Genomic DNA, 21850 nt, shown 5'->3' with positions numbered 1-21850 from the left:
ACCGCACCGGCCCGATGACCCCCGAAGCGCGGGTGGCCGCGGCCATCGACATTCTTGACGCCGTGCTCGACGGGGCCGTGGCCGAGCAGACCCTGACCAATTGGGGCCGTGCTCACCGTTTCGCGGGGTCGGGAGACCGCGCCGCGATCCGCGATCACGTATTCGATGCCCTCCGCAGGCTGCGTTCCTCCGAATGGTCGGGGCAGGGCCGGACTGGCCGCCGCGTGATGCTCGGGCTTCTGCGGAGCAGGGGAGAGGACCCGGACGGCCTTTTCACCGGCATCGGTCATGCTCCGGCTCCCCTTACCGACGAGGAACGCGCCCTGCCGCCCCCTCTGGGCGATGCGCCCGAGCCGGTGCGGCTCGACGTGCAGGACTGGGTCCTGCCGCGCCTCCAGGCGAGCCTCGGCGACGCGACTGCGCCCGTGCTGGACGCCCTGCGCGACCGCGCCCCCGTGTTCCTGCGGGTCAACGCGGCACGGACGAGCCGGGAAGCGGCGCAATCCGATCTGGCGCGCGAGGGGATCGAGAGCCGGCCGCATCCTCTGTGCGGCACGGCGCTCGAGGTCACGGGACATGCGCGCCGCGTGCAGGCGTCGGCTGCCTATCGCGACGGCCTCGTCGAGCTTCAGGACGCTGCTTCGCAGGCGGCCGTCGCGGCCCTGCTGCCCTACGTCACGGGCGCAACCGTCCTCGACTATTGCGCGGGCGGCGGCGGCAAGGCGCTGGCATTGGCGGCAGGAGGTGCGGGGCGCGTCCTTGCGCACGACGTCAATTCGGGGCGCATGTCCGACCTTCCCGCGCGCGCCGAACGGGCGGGGTGCCGCATCGACGTGGTCGCGCGGCCGAAGGGTGGCATGGACGCGGTTCTCTGCGATGCGCCCTGTTCTGGCAGCGGGGCATGGCGGCGGCAGCCCGAGGCGAAATGGCGGCTGACCCCGCATGCGCTGGAGGATCTGACGCGCATACAGGACACCATCCTGGACGAGGCCTCGCCTCTGGTACGACCGGGAGGCTATCTCGCCTACGCGACATGCTCGCTTCTCGACGAGGAGAATGGCGCTCGGATCCAGGCGTTCCTGACGAGGACGACAGGCTGGACCGAGGTCGCGCGCCAAGTATGGACGCCGCTCGACGGCGGCGACGGCTTCTTCATCGCCGTACTTCGCCGCGCGGAGTGAGGCCCGCCCCTTGGCTTTAAGGAGTCGTTAACCTTTCCGTCCCAGACATCGGGGGTGAACCTCGGGCGCGGAGATCGTGACGCACCTTCAGCCGGCTGCCGCATTTCTTCATCTCGCCACGCCCGAAACGGGGCGGCGGGTCTTCCTTTGCCTGATCCTGTCCGGTCTCGCGGTCCTCGGCGCGGCGCTTGCCCCTCACCCGGTGGTGCGACCGCTTCTGATGGGTGCGGGCGCAGGGTTTCTGTCCGTGTCGCTGATGAAGGGCGCGCAGGCTGCGGCGGTTCGGCTGCGGAGGCTTGTCCGGCGGCCCGCCGTGGTCAAGCGGCTGAGGGAAGATCCGCACCCGGCGTTCCTGACCGACCGCTGGCTGGCCTATATCGATCGGAACCCTGCCGCCGAGGGCTTTGCCCACCTGATCCCCGGCGCCCCGCTTGCCGGTGTCTTCGTCGGCCACTTCGCGGCACCCGAGGATGTCCTGCGCGCCCTCGCGGCAGGTGCGCTGGCGTCGGGATCGGCCACGCGCCGCGTGGGGGAAGACGAACTGACCGTGACCTTGGCCGAGGGCGGCAGCCTTCTGTGGTCGCTGGCCCCCCGCCAGGCCCCGCAGGCGCTGCCCGCGACAGCGCCGGAGCCCGCGATCCTGACCGTCTCTGCCGAGGGGCGCATCCTCGACATGAATGCCGGCGCCTCGGCCCTGATCGGCGACCGCCCCGAGCGGCTGTCCGACCTCGTCGCCGATCTTCCGCTGCGCGCGGACGGCCGCCACAGGCTGCGCCTCGCGGAGGGAGAGGCTGCCGTGACGCTGTTCGAGGTGCCGGGCGACAAGGAGACGCGACGCATCGTCGTCGTTCCCGACGCGCGCGTTGCCGCCGCCGACCGTCCCGCGGCGCTCGGCTCGCCCGGTCTTGTCGATCTGTTGCCGGTGCCGATGCTGAAGATCGCCGTCGACGGAACTCTTTTGGAAGCGAACACGCAGGCGCGCGCGCTCTTCGAGCTCGATCCCGGTCCGCTGCCGCCGCTCTTCGAACTGGTCGAGGGGATGGGACGCCCGATCGCCGACTGGCTTGCCGCCGCGGCCGAGGGCAGGGGGCTTCTCAAGCCCGAGATCGTGCGCGCCGTCGTGCCGGGGAAAGAGCTTTTCTTACAGATAGCACTTGGCCGAGCGGTCGAGGACGGGGAGGTCACGCTTGTCGGTCTTCTGAACGACGCGACCGAATTGAAGACGCTCGAGGCGCAGTTCGTCCAAAGCCAGAAGATGCAGGCCATCGGACAGCTTGCGGGCGGGGTGGCGCATGACTTCAACAACCTGCTCACGGCCATCGGGGGCCACTGCGACCTGCTTCTCCTGCGCCACGATCCGGGCGATCCGGACTATGCCGACCTGATCCAGATCAGCCAGAACGCCAACCGGGCCGCGGCGCTGGTCGGACAGCTTCTCGCCTTTTCGCGCAAGCAGAACCTCAAGCCACAGGCGCTCGACCTGCGGGACACGATGTCGGACCTGGGGCATCTGCTGAACCGCCTGATCGGCGAGCGGATCCGGCTCGACGTCAAGCACGGGCCGGGGCCGCAGGACATAAGGGCCGACCGCCGTCAGCTCGAGCAGGTGCTCGTCAACCTCGTCGTAAATGCGCGCGACGCCATGCCTGACGGGGGCACGGTGACCATCGAGACCCATAGCGAGGTCCTGACGGACGACGTGACCCGCGACCGCGCCCGCGTCCCCGCCGGAAATTACGTGGTGATCGAGGTGCGCGACACCGGCATCGGCATCGCGCCGGACGGTCTGTCGAAGATCTTCGAGCCCTTCTACACCACCAAGAAGACGGGAGAGGGAACGGGTCTTGGCCTGTCGACGGCCTATGGCATCGTCAAGCAGACGGGCGGATACATCTTCGTCGACAGCGAGACCGGGCGGGGCACGGTCTTCAGCCTGTATTTCCCCGCCAATTCGGTGCCGGCGGACCCTGTGGCGCCCGTCGTGTCGCTGCCCGCGCGCGCGCCTTCCGGGCGGGGCGACGGGGTCATCCTTCTTGTCGAGGACGAGGCTCCGGTCCGCGCCTTCGCCTCGCGGGCGCTGAGGATGCGGGGCTATACGGTGGTCGAGGCCGAGAACGCCGAGGTGGCGCTGAAGATCCTCGACGACGACGGCTTCCGCGTCGATGTCTTCGTCACCGACGTCATCATGCCCGGCATGGACGGCCCGACCTGGGTGCGGCAGGCCCTGAAGAAGCGTCCCGACACTCGCGTCGTCTTCATGTCGGGCTATGCCGAGGAGGGCCGGGCGGAAAAGCAGTCGCGCATCCCGAACTCGGTGTTCCTGCCGAAGCCGTTCTCGCTGCAGCAACTGACCGCCCTGGTGCAGGAACAGGTGTCCTGAGGCGCGAGGCGTAACGCTTCCTTAACCGCAACGGCACATAGAATTCGAGACAAACCGGTTGCAATGTTCTCTTTTTGATCTCATAACGGTCACAAGAACAAGAGGCGAACACGAGCAAGCGTTGCCGCTCTGCGGCGGACGTGAAATAAGGAACAGGATCCCATGGCCACGGCTGAACTCCTAAGCATGACTCCCAAGAAAGACAGCGAAAAGCAGAAGGCGCTCGACTCGGCGCTGGCCCAGATCGAACGGCAGTTCGGCAAGGGGTCGATCATGAAGCTGGGCGGCGACAACCCGATCCCGGAGATCGAGTCGACCTCGACCGGTTCGCTCGGGCTCGACATCGCCCTTGGCATCGGCGGCCTGCCCAAGGGCCGCATCGTCGAGATCTACGGGCCCGAGTCTTCGGGCAAGACCACGCTGACGCTGCATTGCGTGGCCGAAGAGCAGAAGAAGGGCGGCGTCTGCGCCTTCGTCGACGCCGAGCACGCGCTCGATCCGCTGTACGCCAGGAAGCTGGGCGTGAACCTGGACGAGCTTCTGATCTCGCAGCCCGACACGGGCGAGCAGGGGCTCGAGATCGTCGACACGCTGGTGCGTTCGGGTGCGGTCAGCATGGTCGTCATCGACTCGGTGGCAGCACTTACGCCGAAGTCCGAGCTTGAAGGCGACATGGGCGACTCCTCCGTCGGCGTCCACGCCCGCCTGATGAGCCAGGCGATGCGCAAGCTGACCTCGTCCATTGCGCGGTCGAAATGCACCGTGGTCTTCATCAACCAGATCCGCATGAAGATCGGCGTCATGTTCGGCTCGCCCGAGACGACGACGGGCGGCAACGCGCTGAAGTTCTACTCCTCGGTCCGCCTCGACATCCGCCGGATCGGTTCGATCAAGGACCGGGACGAGGTCGTGGGCAACACCACCCGCGTCAAGGTCGTGAAGAACAAGGTGGCGCCGCCGTTCAAGCAGGTCGAGTTCGACATCATGTATGGCGAGGGCATCTCGAAGACGGGCGAGCTGATCGACCTCGGCGTCAAGGCCGGCGTGGTCGAGAAGTCGGGCTCGTGGTTCTCCTACGGTGACGAGCGCATCGGGCAGGGCCGCGAGAACGCGAAGACCTTCCTCAAGGAAAATCCCGACGTCGCCTGGTCGATCGAGGACAAGATCCGCGCGTCGCACGGGCTGGATTTCGGCGGCTCGGACGACGAAGCGGCGAGCGTCGACGACGACGGCGTGGTCGAAGCCTAGGCGAGAGTGATCGCCGGCGCCCTCGCGGTGCCGTGACGGAGGGGGGCTGCGGCCCCCCTTTTTGCCTTCGGCAAATTCACCCCCCCGGAGTATTTCCGCCAAGAAGAAAGGCGTCCCGCCCGGTCGCGCCGCCCATGACGCTTTACCGTCTGATGGGAACGGGTTATCCCGAGCCCTGCCCCGAAAGACGCGTGACCCATGACCAGCCTCAACGACATCCGCTCGACCTTCCTGTCCTACTTCGAACGCAACGGCCACAGGGTCGTCCCGTCCTCTCCGCTCGTGCCGCGCAACGATCCCACGCTGATGTTCACGAACTCGGGCATGGTCCAGTTCAAGAACCTCTTCACGGGGCTGGAGCGCCGGGACTACACGCGGGCGACGACGGCGCAGAAGTGCGTGCGGGCGGGCGGCAAGCACAACGATCTGGACAATGTGGGCTATACCGCGCGGCACCACACCTTTTTCGAGATGCTGGGGAATTTCTCGTTCGGCGACTATTTCAAGGAAGAGGCGATCCCCTTCGCCTGGAACCTGCTGACGCAGGATTTCGGGATCGACAAGTCGCGGCTTCTGACGACGGTCTATCACACCGACGACGAGGCAGCGGCGATCTGGAAGAAGGTCGGCGTGCCCGAGGACCGGATCATCCGGATCGCGACATCCGACAACTTCTGGCAGATGGGGCCCACAGGGCCCTGCGGTCCCTGCACCGAGATCTTCTACGACCACGGCGACCACATCTGGGGCGGGCCTCCGGGCAGCCCGGACGAGGACGGCGACCGCTTCATCGAGATCTGGAACGTCGTCTTCATGCAGAACGAGCAGTTCGAGGACGGCTCGATGCGCGCGCTCGACATGCAGTCGATCGACACAGGCATGGGACTGGAGCGGATCGGCGCGCTTCTGCAGGGCAAGCACGACAACTACGACACCGACACCATGCGCGCGCTGATCGAGGCGTCGGCTCACGCGACGTCCTCGGACCCGGACGGGCCGGACAACGTCCACCACCGCGTGGTGGCCGACCACTTGCGCTCGACGTCCTTCCTGATCGCGGACGGGGTGATGCCGTCGAACGAGGGGCGCGGCTATGTCCTGCGCCGGATCATGCGGCGCGCGATGCGCCATGCCCACATGGCCGGGGCCAAGGACCCGGTGATGCACAGGCTGGTGCCGACGCTGGTGGCCGAGATGGGGCGCGCCTATCCCGAGTTGAGACGCGCGCAGCCGATGATCGAGGAGACGATGAAGCTGGAGGAATCGCGGTTCCTCCAGACGCTCGACCGGGGGCTGCGACTGCTGGACGAGGAATTGACGCGCATACCCGAGGGCTCGGACCTTCCGGGCGAGGCGGCGTTTCGGCTCTATGACACCTTCGGCTTCCCGCTCGACCTGACGCAGGACGCGATGCGCGAGAAGAAACGCGGGGTCGACGTGGCGGGCTTCGACGCGGCGATGTCCGAGCAGAAGGCCAAGGCACGCGCGGCCTGGGCCGGGACCGGCGAGGCCAAGGACGCGACCGTCTGGTTTGACCTGGCCGAGATGCACGGCGCGACCGAGTTTCTGGGCTACGACACCGAGACGGCGGAAGGGCAGATCCTCGCCATCCTGCGCGAGGGCGTGACCGTCAACGCGCTGGAAGAGGGCGAGACGGGCTGGGTCGTGACGAACCAGACGCCCTTCTACGGAGAGGCGGGCGGCCAGGTCGGCGACACCGGCACCCTGCGCGGCGTGGGCGAGGCCGACGACATGGCCGAGGTCGCCGACACGCGGCGCTTCGCGGGCGGGCGGGTCTGGGGGCACCAGGCGACGGTCACGGCGGGAAGGCTGATCGTCGGCGCTCCGGTCGCGCTCAAGGTCGACCACACCCGCCGCTCGGCGATCCGGGCGAACCACTCGGCGACGCACCTGCTGCACGAGGCCCTGCGCGGCGCGCTTGGACCCCACGTCGCGCAGCGCGGCTCGCTGAACGCGCCGGACCGGCTGCGCTTCGACTTCAGCCACCAGAAGGCGCTGACGGCCGAGGAACTGGCGCGCGTCGAGGAAGAGGTGAACGACTTCATCCGCCAGAACGCACCCGTCGAGACGCGCATCATGACGCCCGACGACGCCCGCGCCATCGGGGCTCAGGCGCTTTTCGGCGAGAAGTACGGCGATGAGGTTCGCGTGGTCAGCATGGGCCGAGCGGTCACCGGCAAGGGGGCTGACGGCCAGACCTGGTCGATCGAGCTTTGCGGCGGCACGCATGTCCGCCGCACGGGCGACATCGGGCTTTGCGTCGTCCTCGGCGAAAGCGCGTCCTCGGCGGGCGTGCGGCGGATCGAGGCGCTGACGGGGCAGGAGGCGATGCGCCACCTTGCCGAGCAGTCGCGGCGTATGGCCGAGGTTGCGGGGACGTTGAAGACGGCGCCGGGCGAGGTGGTCGAGCGCGTGAAGGCGCTTCAGGCCGAGCGGCGGCAGTTGCAGGACGAGGTCGCGGATTTGCGCCGCAAGCTCGCCATGGGAGGCGGAGCCGCGGGCGCGTCGGAAGCCGAGGAGGTGGGCGGCGTCAAGCTTCTCGCTCAGGTGGTTTCGGGCGTCAACGGCAAGGATCTTCCTCCGCTTATCGACGAGCACAAGGCGCGGCTGGGTTCGGGCGCGGTCCTGTTGATCGCCGACGCCGGTGGCAAGGCGGTGGTCGCGGCAGGCGTCACGGACGACCTGACGGGGCGACTGTCCGCCGTCGACATGGTGCGCGTGGCGGTGGCCGAATTGGGCGGCAAGGGCGGCGGCGGCCGTCCCGACATGGCCCAGGGCGGCGGTCCGTCGACCGAGAATGCCGAGGCGGCCATATTCGCCGTGAAGAAGTTGATGGAGACCTGACATGCCCGCACTCTGGATCGCCCACGTCACCGTGACCGACGCCGACGCCTATGGCCGCTATGCCAAGCTGGCCGGTCCCGCCATCGAGAAGCACGGCGGGCACTTCATCGCGCGGGCCGGCCGCTTCGTGCAACTCGAGGGCAAGGAACGGCCGCGCAACGTCGTGGCGAAGTTCCCGTCGGTCGAGGCGGCCGAGGAATGCTACAACTCGCCCGAGTACCAGGAAGCACTGAGCCACGCGCGCGGCGCGGCCGAGCGCGAGCTTCTGATCGTCGAAACCACCGAGTGACGTGAGGGCGGACACTCCGCTTGGCCAGATGATGGCGCGGCACGCCCGCGACGGCCGGATCGAGGCGATTCTCGCGCGGCCGGAGCGGCGGGCGGACATGGTGACTGTCGATGCCGCCGATCTGACCGAAGCGGGGCTGGAAGAGGACCACGCCCGACCCGGAAAGCGGGCGCTGACGCTGATCCTGGCCGAGCATCTGCCCGTCATCGCGGCTCTCGTGGGGCGGCAGGAGATCGACGCCACCCTCTTGCGCCGGAACCTCGTCGTCTCGGGTCTGAACCTGTCGGCTCTCAAAGAGCGCACCCTTCTCATCGGCACGGCAGAGGTGAGGGTGACCGGCCCCTGCGCGCCCTGTTCCCGGATGGAAGAGGCGCTTGGTCCAGGCGGCTATTCCGCGATGCGCGGACATGGCGGTATGACGGCCGAGGTCGTCTCGCCCGGCCGCATCCGTGTCGGCGATGCGGTTCTTCCGCTCTAGCTCAACAGGGCGTCGACCTCGCTTCCGGACATGCCGTTCGTCAAAGCGGTGAAGTCGCCCGCTCCGAACATGGCCTTTCCCGCGTCGCGGATCACTCGGTGCGTGACGCGCGCGAGCGCCGAGCCGAGGGACAGGCGCGCCGCGCCCATGGCGGCGAACTCGGCGCGGGACATCCGGGCATAGGGACCGGCCACCAGCACGTTGACGGGCTTCCCGGTCGCGGCGATCACGCGCTTCAGGTCGTCGACCGTCTTCGGCAGAGGCACATAGAGGCAATCCGCGCCAGCGGCGTCGAAGGCCCGGATGCGGGCCAGCGCCTCGTCGATGTCGTAGTGCCCGTTCAACACCCCGTCCGCGCGGGCGACGAGGACGAAGTCGCGGGGCAGGGCGCGGGCGGCGGAGGCGGCGGCGCGTATGCGCTCGACGGCCTCGTCGCGAGGATAGGCCCGGTCGTCGGGAAGGGCGGCATCCTCGATCGAGATGCCGGCGAGCCCGACCTCGGCGGCGAGGCGCACCGTCTCGGCCACATCGTCGGGTGCGTGGCCGAAGCCGTTCTCGAAGTCGCCCGACACAGGGACGGAGACGGCGGCGACCAGCGCCTCGGCATGGGAAAGCGCTTCGTCCCGCGACACCGTCCCGCCGTCGGGCCGGCCGAGCGTGAAGGCGTGGGCAGCCGACGAGGTTGCGATGGCGGGGGCGCCGAGCGCCGCGAGCATCCGGGCCGAGCCCGCGTCCCAGGCGTTTGCCAAGATGAAGGGGTCGCCTTTGCGGTGAAGGTCTCGGAACGTCATGCGGCCTGCCTTTTCAATGTATTGTGGAAATTCGCCAATGTCGTCAGCGCTGCATCGAGACGGTCGTCCGCCACCGTCAGCGCGATCCGGAGATGTCCCGCCGCTGCACGGCCAAAGCTTTCGCCCGGCATGACGGCGATGGCATGGGTGTCGAGCAGGCGGTCGGCGAACGCCTCGCCCGACAGGCCCGTGGGCCGGATGTCCGCCATGACGTACATGCTGGCCGTCGAAGGCACCACACGCACCCCAGCGGACGAAAGGACACGCATGGCCAGGGCGTGACGCCGCCGGAAGGGTGCGGCGATTGCGGTTTCAAGCGCCTCGCCCCGTGCCAGAGCGAAAAGGCCCGCGTCCTGGACGAAGCCGGGGACGCCGTAGGTCGTATGTGTCGTCAGGTTGATCGCGTGCGCGATGGCCTCCTCCGGGCCCGCCAGCCAGCCGAGGCGGCTTCCGGTCATCGCGTGGCTCTTCGACAGCGAGCCCACCACAAGGGTGCGCTCCGCGAGGCCCGGCAGGGCGCGGGGCGACAGGTGCGCGCCACTCCAGACCTGTGTGTCGTAGACCTCGTCCGACACGATCCAGAGGTCATGCGCGCGCGCTACCTCGCCGATGCCGTCAAGCGTGGCGCGGTCGTAAACCACTCCGGTCGGGTTGTTGGGCGAGTTGACGAGGATGGACCGCGCCGGAAGTGCCGCCTCGATCGCCGCCGGGTCGGGCCGGAAGTCGCGCTCGGCCTCTGCGGCGACCGTCACGGCTATTGCGCCTGCGGCCCGGATCGTGCCGGGGTACGTCGCGTAGTAGGGGTCGATGAAGAGGGCCCGGTCGCCCGGATCGCAGGCGACGACATGCGCGGCGAAAAGGGCCGCCTGACCGCCCGGCGTGATGACGACATTGCGCCGCGAGGTTGGAACGCCCGTCCGCGCCTCGATCCGCGCGGCGACCGCAGTGCGCAAGGCATCCGTGCCGGGCAGGGCGGCGTAGCCCGTGTGACCGCCCGCCGCCGAGGCGCGCATGGCTTCGAGGATCGAGGGATCGGTGCGGACGTCGTGCTCGCCGATGGTCAATTCGGTCACGGAGACGCCCTCCGCGATCATGCGGCGCGCCTTGCGATAGAGGTCCCAGCCGTCGGGGCCGCCGCCCGTCAGACCGGCGATGCGGTCGGAGACTTTCATGGCCCGAGTGGGACAAAAGCCCGCACTCGAGTCAAATCAAGGTTCGAGCCTGCACCCATCACCGTCCGGCATGGGTCGCAGCCGGAGGCGCGTCAGCCCGCCCGAGCCGCGCGTTTCCGTTCGTGGGGATCGAGGAAGCGCTTGCGCAGCCGGATCGCATTCGGCGTGACCTCGACCAGTTCGTCGTCGTCGATATAGGCGATGGCCTGTTCCAGCGACATGGTGATGGGCGTCGTCAGCCGCACCGCCTCGTCCGTGCCCGAGGCGCGAACGTTGGTCAGCTTCTTGCCCTTCAGCGGGTTCACGTCGAGATCGTTGTCCCGGCTGTGCTCGCCGATGACCATGCCCTCGTAGACCTGCTCCTGCGCACCGATGAAGAGGCGACCGCGCTCTTCGAGCCCCCAGAGTGCGTAGGCGACCGAGACGCCGTCCTCCATCGAGATCAGCACGCCCTGCCTGCGACCCTGGATCGGGCCCTTGTACGGCTGCCAGGAGTGGAAGACGCGGTTCAGGACGCCCGTGCCGCGCGTGTCGGTCAGGAACTCGCCGTGATAGCCGATAAGCCCGCGCGACGGGATCAGCGCCACGATCCGGGTCTTGCCCGTGCCCGCGGGCTTCATCTCGGTCATGTCGCCCTTGCGGGGGCCAGTCAGCTTTTCGATCACGGCGCCGGTATAGTCGTCGTCGACGTCGATGGTCACTTCCTCGACCGGCTCGTGACGTTCGCCATCGATCTCGCGGAAGATCACCTGTGGGCGCGATATGGACAGCTCGAACCCCTCGCGGCGCATGTTCTCGATCAGGACGCCCATCTGAAGCTCGCCTCGTCCCGAAACCTCGAAGGCCTCGCCGCCGGGGGTGTCCTTGACGCGGATGGCGACGTTGGTCTCGGCCTCCTTCATCAGGCGCTCGCGGATGACGCGGCTCTGCACCTTCTTGCCGTCGCGGCCGGCAAGCGGGCTGTCGTTGATGCCGAAGGTGACGCTGATCGTCGGCGGGTCGATGGGTTGCGCGGGAATCGCGTCCTCGACCGCCAGGGCGCAGATCGTGTCGGCCACGGTCGCCTTGGTCATGCCGGCAATCGAAACGATGTCGCCGGCAAGCACCTCGTCGACCGATTGCTGAGCCAGGCCGCGGTAGGCGAGAATCTTCGTCACGCGGAACTGCTCGACCTTCTGGCCGACGCGAGACAACGCCTGGACCGTCGCGCCGACCTTGAGGCGGCCCGACTCGACACGTCCCGTCAGGATCCGCCCGAGATAGGGGTCGGCCCCGAGGGTCGTCGCCAGCATCCGGAAATCCTCGCCGTCGCGCTTCTGTTGCCGGGGGCGGGGAACGTGGTGGACGATGAGGTCGAAGAGCGCCGAGAGACCCTTTCTCGGCCCGTCAAGCTCGGCGTCGGCCCAGCCGGAGCGGCCCGAGGCGTAGAGGTGCGGGAAGTCGAGTTGGTCCTCGTCGGCGTCGAGCGCCGCGAAGAGGTCGAAGACCTCGTTCAGGGCGCGGTCGGGCTCGGCGTCGGGCTTGTCGACCTTGTTCAGCACCACGATCGGGCGCAGGCCGAGGGCGAGCGCCTTTGAGGTGACGAACTTCGTCTGGGGCATCGGGCCTTCGGCCGCGTCGACCAGGAGGACCACGCCGTCGACCATCGACAGGATGCGCTCGACCTCGCCGCCGAAGTCGGCGTGGCCTGGCGTGTCCACGATGTTGATGCGCGTGCCGCGCCAGAGAACCGAGGTGCACTTGGCGAGGATTGTGATGCCCCGCTCGCGTTCGAGATCGTTCGAATCCATCGCGCGCTCGGCCACCGCCTCTCCGACGCGGAAGGCGCCGGACTGCTTGAGCAGCTCGTCGACAAGGGTCGTCTTGCCGTGGTCGACGTGCGCGATGATGGCGATATTGCGGAGTTCCATGTCGGACCTTTTTCGGGTGTCGGGCGGGGGCCTAGCCCGGCCACAAGGGATATGCCAGCGGAAAACCCCGCCGCGACGGTGCGTCCCCAAGCGACCGTGGCAAAGAGCCACCGGCGGATTTCTCTTCCCACATGTGCATCGATCGGGTAGGGACAAGGCCCATGACCCGAGCGATCTGCATCATTCGCTGCATTATCATCCGCTGACAACAGTCGCGCGGGCCGGTCCTTTCCACTCTCCATCGACCTTGGTAAAGCCCGCGCGGGACGCCCTCCCGAGGATCGAGCATGACCGAGATCAGACTGACCAACACCGCGACCCGCCGGAAGGACCCGCTGGAGCCTCTCGTCGTTGAGGGCAAGCCGTCGATGTATGTCTGCGGACCCACGGTCTATGACCGCGCGCATATCGGGAACGCGCGGCCCGTCATCGTCTTCGACGTGCTGTTCCGGCTTCTGCGCCACGTCTACGGCGCGGAGAACGTGACCTACGTCCGCAACGTCACCGACGTGGACGACAAGATCAACGCGCGCGCCACTGAGAGCGGCCGGACCATCCGCGAGATCACGGACGAGACCGCGGCCTGGTATCTGGAGGACATGGCGGCTGTGGGCGCGCTGGAGCCCACGGCGATGCCGCGGGCGACCGAGTGGATCGCCCAGATGGTCGCGATGATCGAGGGGCTGATCGCGAGCGGCCACGCCTACGAGGCCGAGGGGCATGTCCTGTTTCGCGTTCGGTCCTACGACGACTACGGCAAGCTGTCCGGCCGATCCGTCGACGACATGATCGCGGGCGCCCGCGTCGAGGTGGCGCCTTACAAGGAAGACCCGATGGACTTCGTCCTCTGGAAGCCTTCGACCGACGACCTTCCGGGCTGGGAGAGCCCCTGGGGCCGGGGGCGGCCCGGCTGGCACATCGAGTGCTCGGCGATGGCGCAGGGACTTCTGGGCGAGAGCTTCGATATCCACGGCGGCGGAAACGACCTGATCTTCCCGCACCACGAAAACGAGATCGCGCAGTCGAAATGCAGCGGTCACGCCTTCGCGCGGATCTGGCTGCACAACGAGATGCTTCAGGTCGAGGGCAAGAAGATGTCGAAGTCGCTCGGCAACTTCTTCACGGTGCGCGACCTGCTGGACCAGGGTATCCCGGGCGAGGTGATCCGCTTCGTGTTCCTGTCGACGCACTACCGCAAGCCGATGGACTGGACCGAAAAGAAGCGGGTGGAGGCGACGAACCGTCTGGCGGCGTGGTTCCGCAAGACGGATGGCGTCGAGCCGGCGAAGGTCGTGCCGACAAGCGTCGTGACGGCGCTGGCGGACGACCTGAACACGCACCTCGCGATGGTCGAGATGAATTCCTTCTCGGCCCCCTACCTCAAGGCCGCGATGCAACTCCTTGGATTTCCTGAAGCCGAGGACGTCGACTGGTTCCGCGCTCTCGAGCCCGAATTCGTCAGCACGGCGACGGGCGAAGGGCCTCATGCCGATCTGCTGGTGCCGCTCCTCCGCCGCTGGCAGGCGCTGCGCGAGGCGCGGGATTTCGCGGCGGCGGATGCGTTGAAGGCTCAGTTGGAGGGCGCCGGGCTGAAGCTGTCGGCGAAGGACGGCGAAGCCAGTGCCGAGATCCTGCCGGAGTTCGACGCGGGCCGGCTGGAGGGCGTGGAATGACGCCAGAGCGCCTCTCCCTCTTCGACACCACGCTCCGGGACGGGCAGCAGACGCAGGGCGTCCAGTTCTCGGCCAACGAGAAGACCCAGATCGCGCAGGCGCTGGACGCGCTCGGTGTCGACTACATCGAGGGCGGCTGGCCGGGGGCGAACCCGACCGACAGCGCCTTCTTCGACCAGAGGCCGCAGACGCGCGCAACCTTTACGGCCTTCGGCATGACCAAGCGTGCGGGCCGGTCGGCGGCGAACGACGACGTCCTCGCCGCCGTCCTGAACGCCAACACCCCCGCCGTGTGCCTCGTCGGCAAGACCTACGATTTCCACGTCGACACCGCGCTGGGGATCACGCTGGAGGAGAATCTCGCGAATATCCGCGAGAGCATCGCCCATCTCGTCGCCCAAGGGAGAGAGGCGCTGTTCGACGCCGAGCATTTCTTCGACGGATGGTCGGCCAACCGCGCCTATGCGCTCGACTGCCTGATCGCGGCACGGGACGCGGGCGCGCGGTGGATCGTCCTGTGCGACACCAACGGCGGCACACTGCCCGCCGACGTAGGACGCATCACGGCCGAGGTGATCGCGGCGGACATCCCCGGCGAGCGCCTGGGCATCCACACCCACGACGACACCGGCAACGCCGTGGCGGCGAGCCTCGCCGCCGTCGACGCCGGCGCGCGGCAGATCCAGGGCACGCTGAACGGCCTGGGCGAGCGCTGCGGCAACGCGAACCTCACCACGCTGATCCCAACGCTTCTGCTGAAGGAGCCCTACGCCAGCCGGTTCGAGACCGGGGTGACGCCCGACGCGCTGGCGCGCCTGACACGGACGAGCCGGATGCTCGACGACATCCTGAACCGCATTCCGCTGCGCAGCGCGCCTTACGTCGGCGCTTCGGCCTTCGCTCACAAGGCCGGGCTTCACGCGAGCGCCATCGTCAAGGACCCGACGACCTACGAGCATGTGGCGCCGGAAATCGTGGGCAATGCGCGCATCGTGCCGATGTCGAACCAGGCCGGGCAGTCGAACCTCTTGCGGCGCCTGTCCGAAATGGGGATCGAGGCCGAGAAGGGCGACCCTGCCCTGGGCCGCATCCTCGACACGGTGAAGGAGCGCGAGGCGCAGGGCTTCGCCTACGACAGCGCGCAGGCCAGCTTCGAATTGTTGGCGCGAAAGGGGCTCGGCCTCGCGCAGGACTTCTTCGACGTCGAGCGCTATCGCGTCATCTCGGAGCGCCGGCGCAACGCCAAGGGCGAGATCGTGGTCGAATCCGAGGCGGTCGTGACTATCTCGACCCGCGACGGTCCGGTCACGAGCTACTTCAAGAACGAGCATCCGCAGGAGATGCAGGACGACGGCCCGGTGAACGCGCTGTGGCAGGCGCTGAAGTCGGACCTGGGACCCTGGCAGGCGCGGATCGACGACATGCGGCTGACCGACTTCAAGGTGCGGATCACGCAAGGCGGCACCGAGGCCGTGACGCAGGTGGTCATCGACTTCGCCGACGACGAGGGCCGGGCCTGGGCCACGGTCGGCGTGTCGGCCAACATCGTCGACGCCTCGTTCCAGGCGCTGGTGGACGCGATCGAGTGGAAGCTCGTGCGGGACACGGCGGTGTCCAAGGCGGCGGAGTGAGACCGGGAGCGGGCTGGGGGCTCTGCCCCCGACGGCCTTCGGCCGTCTCCCCCGGGATATTTGGGGACCGATGATGGAGTTGCAGGCCTGCGCCGATCTCGTCGCGAAGGGCGATCCCGATCGTTTCGCCGCCGCGATGGCCGCGCCCGTCGAGGCACGGAAGGTGCTCTTTCCGCTCTATGCCTTCAATCTCGAAGTCGCGCGTGCGCCTTGGGTGGCCTCCGAGCCGATGATCGGCGAGATGCGTCTGCAATGGTGGCGCGACGCCCTGGCCGAGATCGCCTCAGGCGTGCCGGTGCGGCGGCACGAGGTCGCGACGCCTCTGGCCGAGGTCCTGACGCCCGAACTGGCGGAAGGGCTGGACGCGCTGATCGAGGTGCGGAGGTGGGATCTTTATGCCGAGCCCTTCGCGGACGAGGCGGCGTTGCTGGCCTATCTCGACGTCACCGGCGCGACGCTGATGTGGACCGCCGCCGCCGCTTTGGGCGCAGGGGAGGCGACCGAGGATACCGTCAGGCGTTTCGGAAGGGCTGCGGCTCTGGCCCGTTACCTCACGGCAGTGCCTGACCTCGAGGCGCGGGGACGCATCCCTCTGGTGGACGGACGGTCGGAGGCGGTGGCGCGGCTGGCCCGCGAGACGAGGAACGCGATGCCGTCCCGCGCCGCCCTGCGGCGAGCCCTGCCGGGTCTGGCGCGCGCGGCGCTGATCGAGGGCTGGCAGGCGGGCGGCATCCTGTCGCGCGCCACCGCCGATCCCTTGCGCGTCGCCGAGGGCCGGCTGGAGCCAAGCGAGTTTCGCCGCCGCCTGGGCCTTCTGTTCGCCAGCCGTTAGGGCGTCAGCGATCCCAGGGAGAACGTGCGCGGTCCTTGTCGCGCCGCACCTTCGGGACCATCGTGCGCCCCTCGCGATATATCGCGTCGGGATGCGGCGGGTGGCCGTGGGTGCGCCTCCAGAAGGCGGCGCCGCCGCGCTTCTGCCAGAGCGGAAAGGTCAGGACGACCCCGGCCGCGAAGCCGCCCGCGTGCGCCCAGTAGGCGACGCCGCCCTGCTCCGTCGGCGTCATCGACCCTTGCACGAACTGGACGAGGAACCAGAAGCCGAGGACGGTCCAGGCGGGCAGCGGAAAGACCTTGAAGATGATGACGAGGATCACGACCACGTCGACGCGCGCCTTGGGGAACATCAGAAGGTATCCGCCCATCACGCCTGCTATCGCGCCGGACGCGCCGACCATCGGGATGAAGGACCCGGGGTCCGCCATGACCTGAGCCGCCGCCGCAGCGAGGCCTCCTGCGAGGTAGAACAGGAGGAAGCCCAGGTGCCCCATCTGGTCCTCCATGTTGTCGCCGAAGACCCACAGGAACAGCATGTTGCCGGCAAGGTGCAGGATGCCGCCGTGAAGGAACATCGAGGTCAGGAAGGTCTCGGGCGCGGACCACGCCGGCACGAGGCCCCAGGTCATGAAGAAGTCCTGCGTCGCCCGGTCATTGGACAAGAGGCTCCAGTAGGACAGGAAGACCGCGACGTTGATCGCGATGAGCACCCAGGTGACATAAGGCGTGCGCTCGGAGGGGTTGTGGTCGCGGATCGGGAACATGGGTCTCACCCGACAGGGAGGCGCGTCGAAGGTCAAGCATCCTCGGCCCGCGTGACGGCGATGTGACTTGACGGAAGGACGGGGCGGGCTTCAAAATCCGGACGCATGAGACACGCGCTTTTCGCCCTGATCCTGGCCCCGCTCCCCGCCTTTGCGGACTGTCCGCCTGCGCCCGATGTGTCCGAGGCGCAGACCGCGATCCTCGACCAGGTGCGGGCCGCGACGACCGAGATGGAGGCGCGCGCCCTTTTCAACGGGGTGTGGGAGCTTTGGACGCAGGCGCCCGACGAACCCGCGCAGGAGCTTCTGGACCGGGGGATGGAGGCGCGGAATTCCTATGATTTCATCGCGGCTCTCGACGCCCTCGACCGGCTGACGGAGTACTGCCCGGAGTATGCCGAGGGCTTCAACCAGCGCGCCTTCGTCAACTTCCTGCGCGAGGATTTCGAGGCGGCGCTTCCCGATCTGGAAGCGGCGCTCGCCTTGCGGCCCGACCATGTGGCGGCGCTCTCGGGCAAGGCGCTGACGCTGATCGGCCTCGGGCGCGAGGACGAGGCGCAGATCGTGCTGCGGCAGGCCCTGAAGCTGAACCCCTGGCTGCCCGAGCGGCACCTTCTGAAAGAGGCGGGGGGGAAGGACCTCTAGCCCTTGCCCGGCGGTCCCTCGCGGTCTAGGCACGTCGAGGCCGCGCGGGCGTGGCGGAATGGTAGACGCATGAGACTTAAAATCTCTGGGGCGAAAGCCCGTGCCGGTTCGAGTCCGGCCGCCCGTACCAGCCTCAGTAGAAGCGCAGACGCGCCCGTTCAGCCCTGAGCCGCAGAACGCGGAGCTGGAGCGTGCCGATCTCGGCCTGGATCGAGGCGCGGCGCGGATCGTCCGCGGGCAGGGAGGCGAGAGCACTGCGCAGGTCCGACACATCGCTTTCGGCCCGGTCGATGTCCTGTTCGACGTCGTAGAGGTCGAGCCCCCGCGCATTGGCGCGCCTCAGTTCCGGCTCGATCTCGGCCGGGCATACGGGCGACAGGCGGTGGCCGTCGGCGCCTTCCTCCCACGCGCGGCGCGGCGTGCAGTAGGTCTTGAGACCGACCTGGCGACCCTTTTCCCACTCCGACCTGACAGGGGCTATGCCGTACTCGTTGCAGGCGCGCGCATGGATGCGGAGGTAGTCGGGCGTCCGCCCTTCGGCGCCGTCTCGCAGGCCGACCGTCTCCCAGTCGCCGGCGCGGCACTGGTCCTCGGAGAGGGAGGCACAGGCCGACAGGAGCGGCAGAAGCAGTACAGCGGGGAGAAGGAATCGGAGCGGTCTCATGTCGGCGATCCTGCGACGAATGCGCATGTTATGCCATGACAGCGCCGTCAGCCTCGGACGAGTTCCACGAAGTGCCTGATGTTCTCTGCGGGACAGGACCAGTCGCAGACGAGGCGGGCGGGCAGAATCGCGTCGTCGTCGCCGTCGAGCGTGCCCTCCCAGAGGTAGTATTTCGCCCCGGCCTCGTGCAGGCGGCGGTGCGCAGCGCGGGAAAAGCGCGGGAAGAGCATGTTGGCCTGCGGTTCGTGCAGGAAGGATACGCCGGGCGTCTGCTTCAGCGCGCGGGCCAGCCGCTGGCCGACATCGTTCGCGGCACGCGCGGTCGTCAGCCACAGGTCGTCGGTCAGGTAGGCGTCCATCTGCGCGGCAAGGAAGCGGTTCTTCGAGAAGAGGTGTCCGCCCCGCTTGCGCCTGAGCTCGAACTCCCGTGCCTTCGCGGTGTCGAAGATCACGCAGGCCTCGACGCCCATGAGCCCGTTCTTGGTGCCGCCGAAGCTGACGGCGTCGACGCCGGCCTTCCAGGTCATCTCGGCCGGTGTGCAGCCGAGGGCGGCGCAGGCATTGGCGAAGCGCGCGCCGTCGAGGTGGAGGGGCAGGCCATGCGTGCGGGCGACCTGCGCGATGGCCCGGATGCGCTCGAGCGGATAGACCGTGCCGCGCTCGCTGACGCTGGTGATCGAGACGCTGCCCGGCTGGGGCGAATGGACGCCGCCAGACTTCAGCACCTCGATGTCGCGGGCCAGCGCGTCGGGCTCCATCATCGCGTCGCGGCTCTCGACGAGGGTCAGCTTCGCGCCGCCGGTGAAGAACTCGGGCGCGCTGCACTCGTCCTGGTGGATATGCGCCTCGGGCGTGCAGAATACCGTCTCGTAGGGTCGCGTCAGGGTGGCGAGGAGCAGCGCGTTGGCGCCGGTCCCCGTGGCGACGAAGAGGACGGCGGCCTCCGGGGCTTCGAAGACGTCGCGCACGCGGTCGGCGGCGCGGCGGGTCAGGTCGTCGTTGCCGTAGGGCAGGGCCCAGCCTTCGTTGGCGATGGCCAGCGCCTCCATCACCTTGGGGTGGACAGGACCGGAGTTGTCGGACGCAAAACGCATGTCAGAGATCCTCGACGATGTGGTCTTCCCACTCTTCTTCCGGCACCTCGAACTCGGGCACCGTCCAGCCCCGCACCGACTGCCCCTCGGCGTGGACCGTCTCGGAATCGCCCGAGATGAGCGGGTGCCAGTCGTAGAGGCGCTTGCCCTCGTGGAGGAGCCGGTAGGCGCAGGTGGTCGGCAGCCAGTAGGCGACCTTGGGCAGGGTGGAGGGGGTCAGCACGACGCAGTCGGGGACAAACTGCCTGCGGATCGGGTACTGCGCGCAGCGGCAGCTCTCGCCGTCGAGGAGGCGGCAGGCGACGCGGGTGAAGGCGACCTCGCCCGTGTCGGCATCCTCGAGCTTGTTGAGACAGCACTTGCCGCAGCCGTCGCAAAGCGCCTCCCACTCGCGCGCAGTGAGGTTGCGCAGCGGCACGCGCTCCCAGTAGCGGTCTCGGAGACCTTCGCGGTTGATGGGGTCGCTGCCCGGTCGCGGTTCTGGCCCAGAGCGTGTCATGCGTATTTGGCGCAAGATGAAGGAGTCATGGGGAAAGTATCTCCCTCGCCTGCGCGCTGTCGGCGTCCATCTGCGCCACCAGCGCGTCGAGGCTGTCGAAGCGCTCCTCGGGGCGGAGGTAGGTAACGAGGGCGACCGAGAGGTGGGTGCCGTAGAGGTCGCCGCGGAAGTCGAAGAGGTGGGCTTCGCAGTTCGGGCGGTTCTCGCCGAACATGGGCCGCACGCCGATCGAGGCGACGCCGTCGTATTCGCCGGCGTGGTCTCCCGAGAGCACGCGGACGCGGACCGCGTAGACGCCGAATTTCGGCGGATGAAGGCCCTCGATGGACAGGTTCGCGGTCGGGTAGCCCAGCTCGCGGCCGCGCTGGTCGCCGCGTAGGACTGCGCCCTCGATGCGGTGAAGGTGGCCGAGCATCCGCGCGGCCTCCTCGGGCCGGCCCTCGGTCAGCGCCTCGCGGATGCGGGTCGAGGACACGGCCGAGCCGTCGCCGACGAGAGGCGTGACGGTGACGCCGAAGCCGAAGCCGCGGCCGAAATCCGTCAGCATGTCGGTCGTGCCCTGGCGGCCCTTGCCGAAGCAGAAGTCGGCGCCGACGGTCACATGGGCGAGGCCCAGTTGCCCGGCGAGGACATCCCGGGCGAATTCCTCGGCGGTCAGGCCGGCGAGGCGCGCGGTGAAGGGCAACTCATAGAGATGCGCCACGCCAAGCGCTTCCAGCCGGTGGACGCGGGCTTCGGCATTCATCAGGCGGAAGGGGGGCGCGTCGGGGGCGAAGTACTCGCGCGGATGCGGCTCGAAGGTGACGACGCCCAAGGGCGCGGCGGCGGCCTCCTGCGCGATCCTCAGCACCGCCTGGTGGCCCAGGTGAACGCCATCGAAGTTGCCGATCGCCACCGTCGCGCCCTTGTCGGCGTCGGTCAGGTAGATGGGGTCGCGGTGGATGCGCATGGGGCGGGGGTAACGTGGGCCAGAGGGGCGGACAAGGGGGATATGGACGGCCGGAACGCGCTGCGAGCCGCTTTCAACATGACATTGGACAGAATGCTTGCCGAGGCAGATAGTCTCGCCACACTCGGGGGGGTGAAACATGACACTTCAGGTGATCGGATCGGGATTCGGACGGACGGGAACGAAATCGCTGAAGGCGGCGCTGGAACGGCTGGGGTATGGCCCTTGTCATCACATGCACGAGATCGTCGAGAATCCGGAGCAGGTGGCGCATTGGCAGAAGCTGGCAGCGGGAGGGGACGTCGACTGGCACGAGGTCTTCGCCGGATACAACTCGCAGGTGGACTGGCCGGGGGCACATGTCTGGCGCGAACTGGCCGAGGCCTTTCCGGACGCCAAGGTGGTGCACACGGTGCGGCCCGAGGAAAAGTGGTGGGCCAGTTTCCAGAAGACCATCGGCAAGCTGATGGCGCGCTATCGCGATATTCCCTTGCCGCCGCACATCCACGACATCCTTGAAGCGTGGAATGATCTGGCGGGGAAAGGGACGTTCGGCGGCAAACTTGACGACAAGGAAGTCGGGCTGGCCGCCTTCAGGAAGAGGACCGACGACGTTCGCGCGGCGCTGCCTGCCGACCGTCTGCTGATCTTCGATCCGGCCGAGGGGTGGGCGCCGCTCTGCGCCTTCCTCGGGAAGGACGTGCCGGACGAGCCGTTTCCGCATCACAACCTGAGGGCCGATTTCTGGGAGGTGCTGGGCGGCGAGCCCGCGTGACGGGGCGC

Annotated in this window: 19 protein-coding genes and 1 tRNA gene; 12 read left to right on the top strand and 8 right to left on the bottom strand. The window is 68.3% G+C overall.

All coding sequences use genetic code 11. The annotated features are described in order from the left end of the window. The first annotated feature begins 14 nt into the window (after window positions 1-14). The 6 genes from EF888_RS12240 (at window position 15) to EF888_RS12215 (ending at window position 8441) form a co-directional block, all read left to right on the top strand. A complete protein-coding gene (locus EF888_RS12240; RefSeq protein WP_109758322.1) occupies window positions 15-1181 on the top strand; it encodes an RsmB/NOP family class I SAM-dependent RNA methyltransferase in 1167 nt (388 codons plus the stop codon). A gap of 76 nt (window positions 1182-1257) precedes the next feature. Then, entirely contained in the window at window positions 1258-3561 is a 2304-nt protein-coding gene (locus tag EF888_RS12235) for a hybrid sensor histidine kinase/response regulator (protein ID WP_241239658.1), read from the top strand. Window positions 3562-3723: 162 nt separating this feature from the next. Beyond that, window positions 3724-4809: a recombinase RecA gene (gene recA, locus EF888_RS12230; protein ID WP_109758323.1), complete on the top strand. Its 1086-nt coding sequence runs from the start codon at window positions 3724-3726 to the stop codon at window positions 4807-4809. Between the two features lie 198 nt (window positions 4810-5007). Then, window positions 5008-7674: an alanine--tRNA ligase gene (alaS, locus tag EF888_RS12225; RefSeq protein ID WP_109758324.1), complete on the top strand. Its 2667-nt coding sequence runs from the start codon at window positions 5008-5010 to the stop codon at window positions 7672-7674. A gap of 1 nt (window position 7675) precedes the next feature. Continuing rightward, on the top strand, window positions 7676-7963 hold the full coding sequence (locus EF888_RS12220) for a DUF1330 domain-containing protein (RefSeq protein WP_109758325.1): 288 nt from the start codon (window positions 7676-7678) through the stop codon (window positions 7961-7963). A 1-nt stretch (window position 7964) separates the two neighbouring features. Next, a complete protein-coding gene (locus EF888_RS12215) occupies window positions 7965-8441 on the top strand; it encodes an MOSC domain-containing protein (RefSeq protein ID WP_338143029.1) in 477 nt (158 codons plus the stop codon). Here EF888_RS12215 and EF888_RS12210 read toward each other — a convergent pair. The 3 genes from EF888_RS12210 to typA all read right to left on the bottom strand — a co-directional run bounded on the left by EF888_RS12210 (window position 8438) and on the right by typA (window position 12314). Next, window positions 8438-9232, bottom strand: a complete 795-nt coding sequence (locus EF888_RS12210; protein ID WP_109758327.1) for an isocitrate lyase/PEP mutase family protein — start codon at window positions 9230-9232, stop codon at window positions 8438-8440. The two genes, EF888_RS12215 and EF888_RS12210, sit on opposite strands and share 4 nt — an antisense overlap. Continuing rightward, window positions 9229-10404, bottom strand: a complete 1176-nt coding sequence (locus EF888_RS12205) for a pyridoxal phosphate-dependent aminotransferase (RefSeq protein WP_109758328.1) — start codon at window positions 10402-10404, stop codon at window positions 9229-9231. Before EF888_RS12205 ends, EF888_RS12210 begins: the two co-directional genes overlap by 4 nt. Window positions 10405-10496: 92 nt before the next feature. Continuing rightward, on the bottom strand, window positions 10497-12314 hold the full coding sequence (gene typA / locus EF888_RS12200) for a translational GTPase TypA (protein ID WP_109758329.1): 1818 nt from the start codon (window positions 12312-12314) through the stop codon (window positions 10497-10499). Between the two features lie 287 nt (window positions 12315-12601). Between typA and cysS the strand changes: the two genes are divergently transcribed. The 3 genes from cysS (at window position 12602) to EF888_RS12185 (ending at window position 16450) form a co-directional block, all read left to right on the top strand. Then, the gene (cysS, locus tag EF888_RS12195; RefSeq protein WP_109758330.1) at window positions 12602-13987 is read left to right on the top strand and encodes a cysteine--tRNA ligase; all 1386 of its coding nucleotides are present in this window, start codon (window positions 12602-12604) and stop codon (window positions 13985-13987) included. After that, window positions 13984-15618: a citramalate synthase gene (cimA, locus tag EF888_RS12190; RefSeq protein ID WP_109758331.1), complete on the top strand. Its 1635-nt coding sequence runs from the start codon at window positions 13984-13986 to the stop codon at window positions 15616-15618. Before cysS ends, cimA begins: the two co-directional genes overlap by 4 nt. Before the next feature lie 70 nt (window positions 15619-15688). Further along, window positions 15689-16450: a squalene/phytoene synthase family protein gene (locus EF888_RS12185; protein ID WP_338143028.1), complete on the top strand. Its 762-nt coding sequence runs from the start codon at window positions 15689-15691 to the stop codon at window positions 16448-16450. 4 nt (window positions 16451-16454) lie between these two features. Here EF888_RS12185 and EF888_RS12180 read toward each other — a convergent pair whose 3' ends face one another. Next, entirely contained in the window at window positions 16455-17216 is a 762-nt protein-coding gene (locus tag EF888_RS12180; protein WP_109758332.1) for a rhomboid family intramembrane serine protease, read from the bottom strand. 105 nt (window positions 17217-17321) lie between these two features. Here EF888_RS12180 and EF888_RS12175 point away from each other — a divergent pair, with 105 nt between their 5' ends. Next, window positions 17322-17861: a tetratricopeptide repeat protein gene (locus EF888_RS12175; protein WP_109758333.1), complete on the top strand. Its 540-nt coding sequence runs from the start codon at window positions 17322-17324 to the stop codon at window positions 17859-17861. Between the two features lie 44 nt (window positions 17862-17905). Next, a tRNA-Leu gene (locus tag EF888_RS12170) sits at window positions 17906-17991 on the top strand. Window positions 17992-17994: 3 nt separating this feature from the next. On the opposite strand, the gene EF888_RS12165 is transcribed toward EF888_RS12170, so the two are convergent. Genes EF888_RS12165 through EF888_RS12150 form a run of 4 tightly spaced genes read right to left on the bottom strand, consistent with a single transcriptional unit; the run spans window position 17995 to window position 21067 of the window. After that, window positions 17995-18525 (bottom strand): DUF2799 domain-containing protein, encoded by a 531-nt coding sequence (locus EF888_RS12165; protein WP_164721674.1) that lies wholly within the window; start codon window positions 18523-18525, stop codon window positions 17995-17997. Window positions 18526-18572: 47 nt separating this feature from the next. Next, window positions 18573-19619: a threonine aldolase family protein gene (locus tag EF888_RS12160; RefSeq protein ID WP_109758335.1), complete on the bottom strand. Its 1047-nt coding sequence runs from the start codon at window positions 19617-19619 to the stop codon at window positions 18573-18575. Between the two features lies 1 nt (window position 19620). After that, window positions 19621-20118: a YcgN family cysteine cluster protein gene (locus EF888_RS12155; RefSeq protein ID WP_109758336.1), complete on the bottom strand. Its 498-nt coding sequence runs from the start codon at window positions 20116-20118 to the stop codon at window positions 19621-19623. A 25-nt stretch (window positions 20119-20143) separates the two neighbouring features. Further along, window positions 20144-21067, bottom strand: a complete 924-nt coding sequence (locus EF888_RS12150; protein WP_109758337.1) for a bifunctional riboflavin kinase/FAD synthetase — start codon at window positions 21065-21067, stop codon at window positions 20144-20146. Window positions 21068-21206: 139 nt separating this feature from the next. Here EF888_RS12150 and EF888_RS12145 point away from each other — a divergent pair, with 139 nt between their 5' ends. After that, window positions 21207-21842: a sulfotransferase family protein gene (locus EF888_RS12145; protein WP_109758338.1), complete on the top strand. Its 636-nt coding sequence runs from the start codon at window positions 21207-21209 to the stop codon at window positions 21840-21842. Window positions 21843-21850: the final 8 nt, after the last annotated feature.

This window comes from Silicimonas algicola (assembly GCF_003970735.1).
GTDB lineage: Bacteria > Pseudomonadota > Alphaproteobacteria > Rhodobacterales > Rhodobacteraceae > Silicimonas > Silicimonas algicola.
Note: the sequence above shows the minus strand (reverse complement) of the source record. Positions and strands in the feature narration are given on the sequence as shown.

Coding starts and splice junctions, on each gene's coding strand:
- EF888_RS12240 (WP_109758322.1), top strand. CDS start 15: ATGACCCCCGAAGCGCGGGTGGCCGCGGCCATCGACATTCTTGACGCC.
- recA (WP_109758323.1), top strand. CDS start 3,724: ATGGCCACGGCTGAACTCCTAAGCATGACTCCCAAGAAAGACAGCGAA.
- alaS (WP_109758324.1), top strand. CDS start 5,008: ATGACCAGCCTCAACGACATCCGCTCGACCTTCCTGTCCTACTTCGAA.
- EF888_RS12220 (WP_109758325.1), top strand. CDS start 7,676: ATGCCCGCACTCTGGATCGCCCACGTCACCGTGACCGACGCCGACGCC.
- EF888_RS12210 (WP_109758327.1), bottom strand. CDS start 9,232: ATGACGTTCCGAGACCTTCACCGCAAAGGCGACCCCTTCATCTTGGCA.
- EF888_RS12205 (WP_109758328.1), bottom strand. CDS start 10,404: ATGAAAGTCTCCGACCGCATCGCCGGTCTGACGGGCGGCGGCCCCGAC.
- typA (WP_109758329.1), bottom strand. CDS start 12,314: ATGGAACTCCGCAATATCGCCATCATCGCGCACGTCGACCACGGCAAG.
- cysS (WP_109758330.1), top strand. CDS start 12,602: ATGACCGAGATCAGACTGACCAACACCGCGACCCGCCGGAAGGACCCG.
- cimA (WP_109758331.1), top strand. CDS start 13,984: ATGACGCCAGAGCGCCTCTCCCTCTTCGACACCACGCTCCGGGACGGG.
- EF888_RS12185 (WP_338143028.1), top strand. CDS start 15,689: ATGATGGAGTTGCAGGCCTGCGCCGATCTCGTCGCGAAGGGCGATCCC.
- EF888_RS12180 (WP_109758332.1), bottom strand. CDS start 17,216: ATGTTCCCGATCCGCGACCACAACCCCTCCGAGCGCACGCCTTATGTC.
- EF888_RS12175 (WP_109758333.1), top strand. CDS start 17,322: ATGAGACACGCGCTTTTCGCCCTGATCCTGGCCCCGCTCCCCGCCTTT.
- EF888_RS12165 (WP_164721674.1), bottom strand. CDS start 18,525: ATGAGACCGCTCCGATTCCTTCTCCCCGCTGTACTGCTTCTGCCGCTC.
- EF888_RS12160 (WP_109758335.1), bottom strand. CDS start 19,619: ATGCGTTTTGCGTCCGACAACTCCGGTCCTGTCCACCCCAAGGTGATG.
- EF888_RS12155 (WP_109758336.1), bottom strand. CDS start 20,118: ATGACACGCTCTGGGCCAGAACCGCGACCGGGCAGCGACCCCATCAAC.
- EF888_RS12150 (WP_109758337.1), bottom strand. CDS start 21,067: ATGCGCATCCACCGCGACCCCATCTACCTGACCGACGCCGACAAGGGC.
- EF888_RS12145 (WP_109758338.1), top strand. CDS start 21,207: ATGACACTTCAGGTGATCGGATCGGGATTCGGACGGACGGGAACGAAA.